Annotated in this window: 16 protein-coding genes; 14 read left to right on the top strand and 2 right to left on the bottom strand. The window is 59.0% G+C overall.

Going from position 1 to position 12,188, the window contains the following annotated elements:
- The first annotated feature begins 37 nt into the window (after positions 1-37).
- From CFR72_RS18530 to CFR72_RS15005, 9 genes are all read left to right on the top strand, one after another.
- The gene (locus CFR72_RS18530) at positions 38-247 is read left to right on the top strand and encodes a DUF5983 family protein (protein WP_444699932.1); all 210 of its coding nucleotides are present in this window, start codon (positions 38-40) and stop codon (positions 245-247) included.
- A gap of 123 nt (positions 248-370) precedes the next feature.
- Positions 371-841, top strand: coding sequence for a DUF3085 domain-containing protein (locus CFR72_RS15040; RefSeq protein ID WP_110914655.1), 471 nt, complete (start codon positions 371-373; stop codon positions 839-841).
- A gap of 261 nt (positions 842-1,102) precedes the next feature.
- Positions 1,103-1,573: a DUF6878 family protein gene (locus tag CFR72_RS15035; RefSeq protein ID WP_014106771.1), complete on the top strand. Its 471-nt coding sequence runs from the start codon at positions 1,103-1,105 to the stop codon at positions 1,571-1,573.
- A gap of 1 nt (position 1,574) precedes the next feature.
- Positions 1,575-1,943, top strand: coding sequence for a DUF6915 family protein (locus CFR72_RS15030; RefSeq protein ID WP_014106772.1), 369 nt, complete (start codon positions 1,575-1,577; stop codon positions 1,941-1,943).
- A 669-nt stretch (positions 1,944-2,612) separates the two neighbouring features.
- The gene (locus CFR72_RS17680; protein ID WP_023524163.1) at positions 2,613-2,768 is read left to right on the top strand and encodes a hypothetical protein; all 156 of its coding nucleotides are present in this window, start codon (positions 2,613-2,615) and stop codon (positions 2,766-2,768) included.
- 72 nt (positions 2,769-2,840) lie between these two features.
- A complete protein-coding gene (locus tag CFR72_RS15020) occupies positions 2,841-3,740 on the top strand; it encodes an ArdC family protein (RefSeq protein ID WP_014106773.1) in 900 nt (299 codons plus the stop codon).
- Positions 3,741-3,797: 57 nt separating this feature from the next.
- A complete protein-coding gene (locus CFR72_RS15015; RefSeq protein ID WP_231850463.1) occupies positions 3,798-4,181 on the top strand; it encodes a hypothetical protein in 384 nt (127 codons plus the stop codon).
- On the top strand, positions 4,178-4,567 hold the full coding sequence (locus CFR72_RS15010; protein WP_014106775.1) for a hypothetical protein: 390 nt from the start codon (positions 4,178-4,180) through the stop codon (positions 4,565-4,567). The genes CFR72_RS15015 and CFR72_RS15010 overlap by 4 nt, the downstream gene beginning before the upstream one ends.
- Positions 4,546-5,070 carry a hypothetical protein gene (locus CFR72_RS15005; protein WP_244182325.1) on the top strand — a complete coding sequence of 175 codons (525 nt, stop codon included), beginning with the start codon at positions 4,546-4,548 and terminating at the stop codon, positions 5,068-5,070. Before CFR72_RS15010 ends, CFR72_RS15005 begins: the two co-directional genes overlap by 22 nt.
- Here CFR72_RS15005 and CFR72_RS15000 read toward each other — a convergent pair.
- On the bottom strand, positions 5,067-5,579 hold the full coding sequence (locus CFR72_RS15000) for a hypothetical protein (RefSeq protein WP_014106777.1): 513 nt from the start codon (positions 5,577-5,579) through the stop codon (positions 5,067-5,069). The genes CFR72_RS15005 and CFR72_RS15000 overlap by 4 nt on opposite strands.
- Positions 5,580-5,936: 357 nt before the next feature.
- On the opposite strand from CFR72_RS15000, the gene ssb reads away from it, so the two are divergent.
- The 5 genes from ssb to CFR72_RS14975 all read left to right on the top strand — a co-directional run bounded on the left by ssb (position 5,937) and on the right by CFR72_RS14975 (position 11,265).
- Entirely contained in the window at positions 5,937-6,407 is a 471-nt protein-coding gene (gene ssb / locus CFR72_RS14995) for a single-stranded DNA-binding protein (protein ID WP_014106778.1), read from the top strand.
- A gap of 580 nt (positions 6,408-6,987) precedes the next feature.
- Entirely contained in the window at positions 6,988-8,187 is a 1,200-nt protein-coding gene (locus CFR72_RS14990; RefSeq protein WP_110914654.1) for a DUF3991 and TOPRIM domain-containing protein, read from the top strand.
- A 129-nt stretch (positions 8,188-8,316) separates the two neighbouring features.
- Positions 8,317-8,652: a hypothetical protein gene (locus CFR72_RS14985; RefSeq protein WP_014106780.1), complete on the top strand. Its 336-nt coding sequence runs from the start codon at positions 8,317-8,319 to the stop codon at positions 8,650-8,652.
- Positions 8,649-10,700 (top strand): ATP-dependent helicase, encoded by a 2,052-nt coding sequence (locus tag CFR72_RS14980; RefSeq protein WP_110914653.1) that lies wholly within the window; start codon positions 8,649-8,651, stop codon positions 10,698-10,700. The genes CFR72_RS14985 and CFR72_RS14980 overlap by 4 nt, the downstream gene beginning before the upstream one ends.
- A gap of 145 nt (positions 10,701-10,845) precedes the next feature.
- On the top strand, positions 10,846-11,265 hold the full coding sequence (locus tag CFR72_RS14975) for a hypothetical protein (protein ID WP_244182324.1): 420 nt from the start codon (positions 10,846-10,848) through the stop codon (positions 11,263-11,265).
- Here CFR72_RS14975 and CFR72_RS14970 read toward each other — a convergent pair.
- Positions 11,259-11,840, bottom strand: a complete 582-nt coding sequence (locus tag CFR72_RS14970; RefSeq protein ID WP_023524161.1) for a nuclease-related domain-containing protein — start codon at positions 11,838-11,840, stop codon at positions 11,259-11,261. The two genes, CFR72_RS14975 and CFR72_RS14970, sit on opposite strands and share 7 nt — an antisense overlap.
- Positions 11,841-12,188 lie beyond the last annotated feature (348 nt).

Raw genomic sequence — 12,188 nt, 5'->3', positions numbered from 1 at the left:
CGATTATGGTAACTTTCATCCGGGCGGTCTCCTCTGAATGGTCTTCCGACCTCATCATGGCACATTGATGTCGCATGGAGGCCGTCCACCCCATCTGGACCCATACTCCCATGATTGGCCGGGGTCGCGGTCACTGCGGGCCATTCTTGCCCTGGCCAGGAATCACGACTGTGATTACGTCCTGTTTGATGCGGACGGCCCGGTCGATGCCTCGCTTCGTTTCTTTGATGACGATGAAGATGAATGATCGGCAACGGCATCGGTGGGCACTTCGGGCCAGATGCGCCAGTTTTCATTTCTTGAGGCGGGATACTTCGGTGTCCCGCCTTTTTTGTGTCCTCGCAAGGGGCTCACACAAAGGAATACTGCCATGAAACTTCATTTTGACCACGCCTTGGTGGCGCGTCTTCTCGCTCATGCGCAAGCCGCGAGCGAACATTCCCCTACCTATGATCAGCTTGTTGACCAGGTCTTTCTCAAGGCTGGCGTGTCGTCGCGCCATCCGACCGGTGCGGATGTCGACCGTACCAAGATACCGGCAGGCCTGATGCTGGTTGGCGATCATGGGGTGTACCTGATGTCGAATGGTTATCCGGGCTTCAGTGACGCTGAGGGTCAGGCGAACCTTGTCGCCTATGCTGTCGAAGCGGACCCGCGCACATGTCCTGACGACTGGTACGATGTCAAACGCGCGTCATTTGGCGGCGACGATGGCGCGGAATTTCTTTCCGCCGATACCATCCGCAAGGCACTGGAGGCGACTGCGGGCAGTCGTTTGTGGATTGATGTCACGCCCGAGCAGATCAGTTGCCCCTATCTGGCATCCCCGAAAACACCCTGACGCGAACAAGCATACGGCGGATATCACGAAGACTATTATTTATTAGCGTAAGCAAAAATGTAGGTAACGGGCGAGGTCTGGGCGTAAAAAATAATAAAAATCATGGCAAATACGATCGGAAACGCCATGCTTAACAAGACTATAGTAAGGACTTTCCTGTCATTGTTCTGCTTACGACATGGTTTTCAACGTCCGGCCCGCTTCATTTCCGATAACGAGTGCGGGTATGTGCCCGTGCCTGAGCAACTGAGGGAACTCGCCATGACTGAGAACTTCGAACGAAGCTTTGCGGAGCATGCAGAGCGGTTACTTCGCCATGAAAGAGCATGCAATGAAGCTTCAGCGCAAAATCGCAGGATCATCTTTGAAACGCTTTCGGTATCCAGGATTACAGCCGTTACAGTGTCGTTTGACGGTGAAGGAGATAGCGGCCAGATCGAGGAGATTGCTGTTGTGCCTGAAGGGGAGGATTCACGGCTCGACGTCCTTGTCGATGCGGTGACGGCGAGGTGGACTGATTGCGAGATTGTCTCGGAACGTACTCCCCTGCGGGATGTCATCGAACAGGTCTGTTACGCCGCACTGGCCGAGACCAACGGTGGTTGGGAAAACAATGAGGGTGCTTTTGGCGACTTCAGGTTTGACGTGGCCAACAGAACGCTGACGCTCGAATTTAACGGACGATATATGTCCACTGAATATTCCGAGCATAGCTGGACAGAGGAGGCCTGAAATGGCGCATAGTTATTATCATGCTCTCTCGTCGGTGCGGCAGTGGGGAGGTACGGCTGATGACTTCCTGCCTATCCATGCCTGGTTCGACGAATCAAAATTGATTTCGGCCGATTTTCGGCATCGTGCGCTGAGACATCACGCGGAAGGTATCTTCCTCGCTGAGAGACTTTTTGGCGTTGTGCTGACAATTTCCACCGGGCGGGTTGTTCCGGTGCGGCTGATCGCCGAGCAGCATATGCGCGAGGACTTTGGATTTATTCCGAGTTTCGTTGATTGGCTGAAGGAAATCCGCCCCCAGCCCTGGATGGGACGGGCGCAGCCCATTCATCGAAGCCTCGATCCCGCTTATGGCAAACTTTCAGAATAACAGAAGACTTCTGGAATACTGGCCGTGACGTCGCCCGTACGCAACTCCACGCGATTGATGACACCCTGGCGCAGATCCAGAGACGGAATTTCTACCAGCTAATCGCCCGGATTAGCCACACCGGGCCCTATTATCACGAATTTACAATGATCGTCACTGTGACACGTAAAAGTCAGACCGGTTTCGAAATGACAGAAGACGCCGCGCAGATACTCTCTGATGTCATGCGTGATCTTGTACGATGGTTGTATCGCTCTCTCGAAACAGCATGGGATTACAAATCTTCCGATGACGCCGTCGATGACGCCATTCGCATCAATGAATATACGGCGTAGCTTTGAGAGGGTCCATTAGGACATGCATGTGAACCGTGTTTGCAAGCAGAGAAACAGAAACTTTTACAAATATAAAATATAGTATTTTTTAATAATACTCCGAGATGTGTGTATAAATCAAGATAATATAAAATAATTATAATAAATAAAAAACAAATATAGGGAGGATCGGCACCACAGTCCAGCCTGTCGCGCAAGGGGTGGCTCCTCGCCGTGCGCGATGGCTGCGCCATCTGTGCGCGGCTCCGGTGCCGCCGCGGTGCGGCGCCCTTGCCCGCCAGTCTGCCCTGCGGTCGCCGGAAGGGGTCGAAACCCCCGAAAAAAGGATCTGGAAATGGCACAGAACCGCATTGCGCCGCCGTCCCGCACCGCCGTCGAAATCGCCAAATTCGTCGTCATCGTGCTCCTCTGGACGGCCTCCATGGTCACTTTCCTCCTGCTGCCCGACGTCTTCCTCGATCCGTGCACTGGCATCATCGATTTCAGGTGACACCACCCTCGCCATCCGCTGTCCATCCGCGCCGCCCTTCGGGGCGGCGTCTGTATTTTCTGGAGACTGATCATGGCCAGGACCGAACGTACCGACATCCACCAGTCCGTCACTGACCGCATCATCCGCGAACTTGAAGCGGGAACCGTGCCATGGGTCTGCCCGTGGAGCCGCACGAAATGCGGCATTGCCCTGCCGCGTAATGCCGCGACCGACCGGGCCTATTCCGGGATCAACATCCTGATGCTGTGGGGTTCGGTAGAGATGCAGGGGTTTTGTACCCAGAAATGGCTGACGTTCCGCCAGGCGCATGCGCAGGGCGGCAATGTCAGGAAAGGCGAGAAGGGAACGACGGTATTTTATGCCGACCGTTTCACGCCAAAATCGGAAGCAGGTTCCGACGAGCCACGCCAGATCCCGTTTCTAAAGCGGTTTACGGTGTTCAATGTTGACCAGTGCGAGAACCTGCCGGAGAGCATGGTCGCGCCGACCGCGCCGTTGCCGGAACGCGAAATCGTGCCGCACGCGGAAGCGCTGATGACCGAAACCGGGGCGGACATTCGCGTCGGTGGTGACAGGGCATTTTATGCCCCGGATGCGGACTTCATCCGGGTTCCGCCCCAGCAGTCCTATTTCAACCAGATCGACTGGTACCGAACCGTCTTTCACGAGATCGGGCATTGGACCGGGGCCGAAAGCCGGCTGTCGCGCACCTTTGGCAGGCGGTTTGGTGACCATGCCTACGCGGCCGAGGAACTCGTCGCAGAGATGACATCAGCTTTCGTATGCGCGGAACTGCAGATCGAGCCGACGGTCCGCCATGCGGATTACATCGGGAACTGGCTGGAACTGCTGAAGGCCGACAAGCGCGCCATTTTCACCGCAGCGAGCGCTGCTTCAGCCGCGGCCCAATACATTTTCAGCTCATCGACACGTCAGCCATCCGTCGAGGACGTGGCTTCTGCCGCCTGAAACCCAACCCTGAAAATATATGCGCCCGCAAGGGCGCGCTGAGTGATGGAGTTCATCATGCCAGTCTTTGCCCTGATTGCCACTCCCGCCGTGCGCATCCGTTCCGACGGCTGCACCATCCTTAAGGCGCTGCCGATGGAACACCTTGGTGCACGGGGGATGACAGAAGCCCGGACGCTCGCGGAAATCTCGAGTGCCGTAACGCTTTACGGTGAGAGGATCGCCGGCGCGCATCCCGGGCGCTCGTTTTCCATCAGTGTGCATATCCGTCGGGGCGATCGTAAGCCACGTGGCTTTGATGCGGCTTACCGCACTGGCGCCCTGGGGACCGACAGATGGGTTCTCATGGTCGATAACGACGCTGATGGCGCGCGGATCCTGCATGGACGATCCGCAGCCGAAACCGGAAACATGGCGTCCTGCAAAGGAGACGTGGCATGATCCGCCAGTATTATACGTCTCCATTTCAGGTCGGTAATAACCCGCTCCGGGTCGGGACCATTGCCAGTGGAACCATCTTCCGTCTGCCGGCTCCTGTTTCGGGACGTCCCTATCGGACCCGGCCGTGGATCGTGGAATGCTTTCTGAACGGCGCGATGGGGGCGGCTGCGCTGAACCCCGTCACCGGTCTCTGGAAAGACCGTTATATGCGAGGCCGCTCGGATCTGGTCGTTTTGCGCAGCCTCGCCAATGCCCGCCGTGTGACCGTGGCAGTGCGCTATCTGGAAAGGATGAACGAAGAGGGCCTGGGCGATGGGCATTATCCGGATCTGCCGGATGTGAGCCGCTTTCATAACGGCTATCGATGCCGGAGCCAGGTGTCATGACGGCGGGGCTGATCCTGTGCGAGCGGCTTCGGATCCCGCCTTTCGACCCGGCTGTCCTGAAACCCACCCAATGGGCGACGGCCCAGCAAAAGGCAAAGCTTGGTAATGCGATCCTGCGGTTCATCGCACTCGGAATGCCTGCAGAAAAATTTACCCCGGCCCTGTATAACCGGCTGAGCAATATGTTCGGATTTATCGCGCATTATAATCGGACCGGCTTCGCGCAGACATGGTTCGACAATGCAGCCACACGGCGCGATTTCCTCGATCAGGTTGCGCGATATCCCTGCTGGGGCGACCCGACTTTTGTCTGGTCGGATGTAGAGAAGGAAATCGGGCAGCGCGTCCGGGAAAACCTGCTGGTCAAGGCATGGACGACCCGTGCCCGCGAGGAACAGGTTGCGCGCGAGAAAGCGGAGCTGGCCCGTCTGCAGGCAAAGCATGGCGGAAAAGCGACGTCGGCGGATGCACCCGTGGCCACCGTGCAACTCGGGCTGCTCTAGCCCTGGGCCATGTGCCAGGAGCCATGCCCGTCGAGGCACCTGCCCAGGAACGCGAGTGCGGCACGCGGATATTTCCGGATTTCCAGAACGCTGCCGGTGGGTACCTCCATGTGGTAGGCGCCGATCCGGGTGGCGCAATGCGGCTGGCCGCGCAGGAATTTTATGCCCCTGCCGGTGCGAACTGCCTGCCGTGGACCAAAAACGCCGACAACGTGACGGCCACCGAGGTAAATATCGGCGTTGAACTGGCGCCACAGCGGTGCCCGGACATCCTGCTCGTCGACTTCGACCTGCACGGTGCAGCAGTCATTCCATGCATCTGGCGTGCCATCCACGCCATACAGGGTCTGGCAGATCTGGCGGATCGCCTGCTCATGTTCGGGCAGGAAGGACCAGCCGATTTCCTTGCCGAGAAAACGTCCCCTGTAACGCCGGGCCTGGATTGCCAGTTCGGGATGAAAGTCGGCCTTCAGGGTGATGCGTCCTTCCGACGCAGTAATCACGGCCATGATGAACTCCCAATGTAGAGACAGGGAAATTCTAGGACGACTATCGTAATTGTACAAGAATAAATGACACGATTATGAGCGAAATAGAAAAATAAAACAGAAATCGAAATTCAAAAGCATGACCTCGGCCCCTGCCGGGTCTCTGACCTGGTTTTTGCGGTCTGAAGCGGTCGTCGTCGGGCGCAACCCCCAGGCCTGCGGTCGGGACGGCACCGTGAAGCCGCATGCGCGGCTTCCGCACCACTGCCGCCCCGAGAGGTTGCGCCCGCCGCCTGTGGCCCGCTTCCGCGCGACCGCACCAGGTCAAAGATCCGGCAGGGGCCGGAGACGACCAGGAAGGAAAAAAGGAACAAGACCATGAGCCAGTCAGTCAATCGCGCCATCATCATCGGTCACCTGGGCCGGGATCCGGATCTTGCCGCACGTAGGGAAGGGGAGGGCAAAATCGCATCCTTCGGCGTGGCGACAAGTGAAACCTGGACCGATCGCGCCAGCGGTGAGCGCCGGGAAAAAACCCAGTGGCACCGTGTCGTCTCTTTCAACGATCACCTTTCGGCCGTGATCGAACGTCGGTGCCAGAAGGGAACGCTGGTCTATGTCGAAGGCCATCTCGAGACACGCAAATGGACCGACCAGCAGGGACAGGACCGTTATGTGACCGAGATCATCATTGATCGGTTTGATGGAAACCTGAAGGTGCTGGCCAATGGTCGAAGCACGGGCGATGGACGTTTTGATGAAGAGCGTCCCTCGCGGAGCGCTGCACAGCGCCCCGTTCCTGCCGCAACTTCCAACGCGCAGGACGTGGATGACGAAATTCCGTTTTAGGCCGCTTGTCGTTCCGGGTCGTCAACGACCCGGAGCGTTGTGCCCGTTCAGGGAGAAGAAAGTGCGGTTTCTGCTGCGCCAGTTCCCGTCATGAATACTTGTGAGACCTGTCCGACCTGATGGCGTGGGCGATCGGGAAAGTCTGTCGGCCGATATTGGAACGCCGGTCGTCCGTCCACATCGGGGATGAACTGTGTCTCTCCTGTTTCTCCATCAACCTTTAAGCGGGTTCGTGAACCTTATTTTTTCGTCAGTCGCATGATGTGGGCGCAGACGGGATCCTCCACAGGGAGTATCTGGCGTCGTGAGTGCCCGCTCATCCATGGTCCCGGTAATGCGTGCGCAGTGGCGCGGGCACATGCCGTTTGCTGCTGCGCGTAGACTGCGGCCATTCGTGCGTCCCGTATTCTTTTGCAGTTCACGCAGAATAAAAATCCTCAACGCGGATCATCAGGACGCAATATCTCGACGAACCATACAGAGGTCGTCGTGTGTTTCCGCACGATCATCTCAAATACTCACCGTAAATACCGGAGCGGTCTGAAACACAATCCATGCTGTTTGTGAAGGAGTGTCTTTCATGGCTTACACGTCTTCCCCAGAAGCACAGCAAAGAGAACTTGATGAGCTTCGCAATGCTGTAAACTGCGCCGTTGTTCTGGAGAAAGCCGGGTTCCGGCTGGATCGGCAGGCCACCGCGCAGCGTTCCGCCCGTAACCTGAAATTTCGCCGTGACAGTGAGGCCATTATTGTCAATCACGATGGCAAGGGCTGGTGGGACCCCAAGGGCGACGGCAAGGGCGATGTCTTCAAGCTTGTCCAGTATCTCGATCCCTCGAAGAACCTCGGTCATGTCAGGCAGGAACTTCGCGCCCTGATCGGCAGGAGCCAGACGCTCGAAGTTGTCGAGCGTACGAAGGGAGCCGCTGACAGACCGCGGCGCGATCCCGCTGAACTGTGGAACCGTCGCGCCGCACCCGGGCAGGGGACGGCTGCATGGTGCTATCTGACGGAGATCCGTGGGTTGCCCGAGCATATTGTCGCGATTGCTGGACAGCAGGGGGCGCTGAAGGAAGGCCCGCACGGAACCGCCTGGTTCGGCCACCGGGATGCGGACGGGCAGTTCACCGGCATGGAAATGCGGGGGCCGGATTACAAGGGGTTTTCGACGGGCGGAGTTGGCAAGCGTCTCTTCGGTTTCCGGGCCGACGGGGGAGAAAAGCCGGTGACACGCCTTGTCGTCACCGAGGCGGCCATTGATGCATTGTCCTTTGCTGCACTCGATCGCTTCCATAAAGGAACGCTCTATACCTCGACGGGTGGCGGCATGAGCCCAGAGAGCGAAGCGAACCTGAAGCGGGTCATGATGCAGGTCGCCGCCCAGCCTGAAGCGCGACTGGTTGTTGCCGTTGATAACGACATGCAGGGGGATCGTTATGCCGGGAAATTCGCTGCGATGGCACGGGACGTCAGTCTCTGGTCGGGGCGGATATCTCCGAAAGGGCCGGGAGAGGACTGGAATGCGGTCCTGAGGACCCGCAGGGAAGGAATGGAGGCGGGTTCTGTTCCCGTTGCGCCCTTGTGCCGCCTGTCCGAAGTTCTGGGTTCGGGGTCGAAAGCGCAGCCGGAGACGGTGTCTCCGTCATGGCTGGGTCAGGCCGAGGCGCACGGCACGCAGCGGCCGCCGCGGGTTTCGGCTCCGTCATTGCCTGCGCCGTCTGAACGTGTGGGGAAGCCCGCTGGGCCACGTTCATGTTCATCGCCGGGGATGTCCTTGTGAACCAGCGTGAGTCCTTTGGGCTCACCGAACAGACGGCATCACGGGATGATCGTCATTTACGGCTGGCGTGCCACAGAGGCGGGCGCCGAACGGTCCTGCGCGCAGGATCATCTCACATAGGAGAGGGTCATGGGATCTGTTTCAGACTATGCGGATCTGGGGATTACGCGTCTGGCGATGAAGGCAGACCTTGCACGAACATTTGCCTGCTCGCGCCCGGCTCGAGGCATCTGGAACCGCCACCTGCGCCAGCGTTTGGCGCAGGCAGAAGATGATCCCCCGATACCGCAAAGTGCAGTCCGCCTCTACGAGCGGCCGGGCTGTCCTGTCGGCCTGGTTATCGATGGACGCTGGGAAGGTCAGCTTGGGAACTGGGATCTTTCCTATCCGGCGACGATCCTGCTCTCGACCGGTAAGATCACCACGACCCCGGGTTGCATGGCGGAAGGGCTGGAAGAGCTATGACCGGTAATCTTCCCGTTCCGCGTGCGCTTGCGCCAGTCCTTGATAGCCTGACGCCAGAACAGCGGCGCGCGGCGATGGCGCTGGGATATGTTCTGGTTCTGGCAGGGGCAGGCACCGGCAAGACCAAAACCCTGACAGCCGGGGTCGCAACCCGCGTCGGACTGCATGGCATGGTTCCTGGCCAGATCCTCTGTGTAACCTTTACCAACAAGGCCTCCCAGGAAATGCGCAAGCGCATCGGAGACGTTCTTGGGACGTACTCGGTACCCACATGGCTTGGAACGTTTCATGCTCTGGCTGCCCGACAGCTACGGGCCGAGCCTGAAGTGGCGCAATTGCGTAGCGGTTTTGACATTCGTGACGCCGAGGACAGTCTCGCCATTGTCCGCCGCCTGATCAGGACTGTCCCTAAGGAAAAGCTTCCCGTGCCGCAGGAAGGAGCGCCAGGAGATGCGAGACAGATCAAAAAAATGGCCGAGCGGATTGCGCGGCTGAAAGAGGATCTGATCACACCGGTGGCTGCTTTCGCGCATGTTGAAAGCCTGATCGGCAGGCGGCAGTCGGCGAATCTCCATGTGGATCACGAAAGCTGGCGCTTTGTCGTCGGGTTGTATGGTCGTTACCAGGCGATCCTGCGCGAGCAGAACGCGGCGGATTTTGGTGATCTGCTGATGTGGCCGACCCTCGCGATGCTGCATGATGCGGCATACCATCGCCGGTGGTCCGCCCGTTTTACGGCCGTGATGGCGGACGAGTTTCAGGATGTGAACCGCGCCCAGTACCTGTGGCTCACGTTGCTCAGCAGGACGTCTGGTGAACTGTTCTGTGTGGGTGATGATTCCCAGAGCATCTATTCCTGGCGGGGGGCGAAAGTCGGCTTCCTGCGGAACTTCCCGCGTGAGTTTCCTGCTGTGAAGACGTTCAAGCTCGAGGAGAACTTCCGTTCCACCAGCAATATTCTTGATGCGTCGAATGCGGTGATTTCATTTGACCCGTCGCGGATCGAAAAGACACTGTTTACACGTCGGGGCGAGGGCCTCCCGATCGAGGTTCTGGGGTTCTCCTACGCCACCGAGGAAGCTGCGGCGATCGTCCGGGAGATTGGCCGTCGCGCAGCGACCGGCGTCGCCTGGCATGACATGGCTATCATTTACCGCCAGAACCGGCTTTTCCGAACGCTGGAGGAAGCATTGCTCCACGCCCGTGTCCCCTACGAGATCATCGGGGATGTGGGTTTCTATTGGCGTACCGCCGTCAAGGACGCTCTGGCCCTGCTGACGCTTTGTGCATGGCCCGATGAGCGCAGGTCGGACGAAGCCTTTCGGCGGATGGCCAACCGGCCCCCGCGGGGCCTTGGCGCCAGGGGCCTGGGGAAAATCGAGATAGAGGCTTCGGCGGGTGGTCTGTCGCTATGCGCGGCGGCCACACGGACCCGGCTGTCCCCGAGATGTGTCGTGGCGCTGCAGGGATTCGTCCAGATTCTCAGACAGATCGGATGTCGGAAAGGGGAAAGCCTTGGGGAGCGCCTTACCGGCCTGCTCGAGGCAACAGGGTATCTGGACATGCTGCGGGCTGATGATTCGGATGAAGCTGCAACCCAGCGCGAAAACCTCGCGGAACTGATCGAACTGGCCCAGGGTTTCCGGCGCGTGGAACACCTCCTCGAACATGCGGCACTGGCAGGCGGAGCACCTGGAGAAAAAGGTCGTGATCGCGTTCAGCTCATGACCATGCACCGGTCGAAAGGACTGGAATTCCGGCATGTCTTTCTTCCTGCGTGGGAAGAGGCGATTTTCCCCGGTGCGATGTCGCGCAATCCCGGAGAGGAGCGTCGCCTTGCCTATGTGGCGCTGACCCGGGCCATGGAGCAGGCCACGATCACGTTCTGTGATTATCGCCAGGGCGGATCTTCCCGTCCGAGCCGGTTCATTGACGAAATTCCACTCGAGAACCGGGTCAGCAGCTGGAATCATGGCAGGAACGAACCACGTCAGTCTGACGGCCGTTGGAGGCAGGTTGATCAGGAACTGAATGCGCTTGGCTTGTGAATGCGGACAATGCATGCTCCGGCAGCGGCGACATGCGTTCGCGTGGCCGGGGCATTGCACCAAACAGGCTGGTTCCGTCCGACGCTTCGGTCTTAAATTGCTTTTCTTTTGGTCGAAGGACGTCTGCTTTATGGCGAAAAAGCCGGTGCCGCCGATTGAGCCCGATGACTGGGATGATGACGAGGCGGGTTTCCTGCAGCCCCTGGAGCCACCGCCGCCCGTCCGGGATCCGACGGATCTCAGGCCGCATACGCGCCAGCTCACCGACCTTCTCCGGGCCAGATTTCCCGACAGATGGGTCGGTGTGGAAATCGGCATGCTTCCGCTGCGGTGTGAGGACGACCTGTTCTCCGATTTCATCGACCTTGGAGATGGCCTCGGGGTTCGCCTCGATTATGATCCCGAGGAGCCGGAGCGGGTACTCTGGATCAGTGCCGGCAACCGTGACCATGGTGGTGAGCCGCTCGACTTTCCCCGCGATAGCGAGGCCTGTCGTGGGCGCATGCTTTCAACCGGGGAAATCGCGGAACTGCTCGATTTTCTCGACAGGGAGGCCGCTTACTGATGCCCGCTGGCATGGCAGGCAAGCCCGATGCGCCGCCATGCGTTAATCAGTGTGCCCTGCGGCACGTTGCGCTCAAGATCGTGCAGCAGGGTTTCCAACTCGGAAAGGGAAAGGGTGCAGGCGACAAGCGCCGGTGACAGGACCGCAGTTCCCGTCATCACGACGTGGCTGAAGACCTGGATGGTCGGGTCCACGAGGCGGGCCAGCGCGTAGACGGCCCGGCAATGGGCGGCATTCTGCATCACCGGGCTGTAAATCAGCCGGGGCGGGGCGTCGGGCGCCTCGACAGCAAAACGCTGTCGCCACCGTTCATCTTCCGGGTGTCCGGTCAGTTCGCCGCCATACCGCTTTGTCTCCACGACATGGATGCCCCGCGGGCTGAGGAACAGGTGGTCAATCTGGGTGGTCCTGCCGTCACCTGTCGGCAGTATGGCGTTGTGCAGCACGGCCAGGCCGCTCCGGTCGAGCACGTGGGCTACGGCGCTCTCTCCTTTCTCGCCCTGGATGGCGGCGCGAAAGGATCGCCAGACCTGCGCCTCACGGGCCGTCAGGCGGCAGCTGCCGGAAGGCTTCACGCGATGACGTCGAAGTCTTGCCACGCAGTCTTCCCCTGTGGTTCCACGCCCCGATAGCATGTCCCGTATATCTGTCCATCATGCGACTGCAGCTGGATGTATTGGGAACCGTGTATGTTCCGGGTGAGGGGCCAAGTACATGTCTGCAGCGTGGATGCGGATCATCAATAGTGCCCGCTCAACCGCCAGCCTGAATGCAGGAGACCGGACAATCGGCGGCAGGCTCGTCCAGTTTCGCAGGGGATTCAGGGTTCTTCCGCATTTTTCGTGATGGGTATCTTGTACTGTGGTTCTGGAACTGGAAAATCCTGAAAGTCGCCCACTTTCATGGATATTCCCCAGTGTCAC

Source organism: Gluconacetobacter entanii, assembly GCF_003206495.1.
Taxonomy (GTDB): Bacteria; Pseudomonadota; Alphaproteobacteria; order Acetobacterales; family Acetobacteraceae; genus Novacetimonas; species Novacetimonas entanii.
This window is presented reverse-complemented; position numbering and strand designations above follow the sequence as displayed.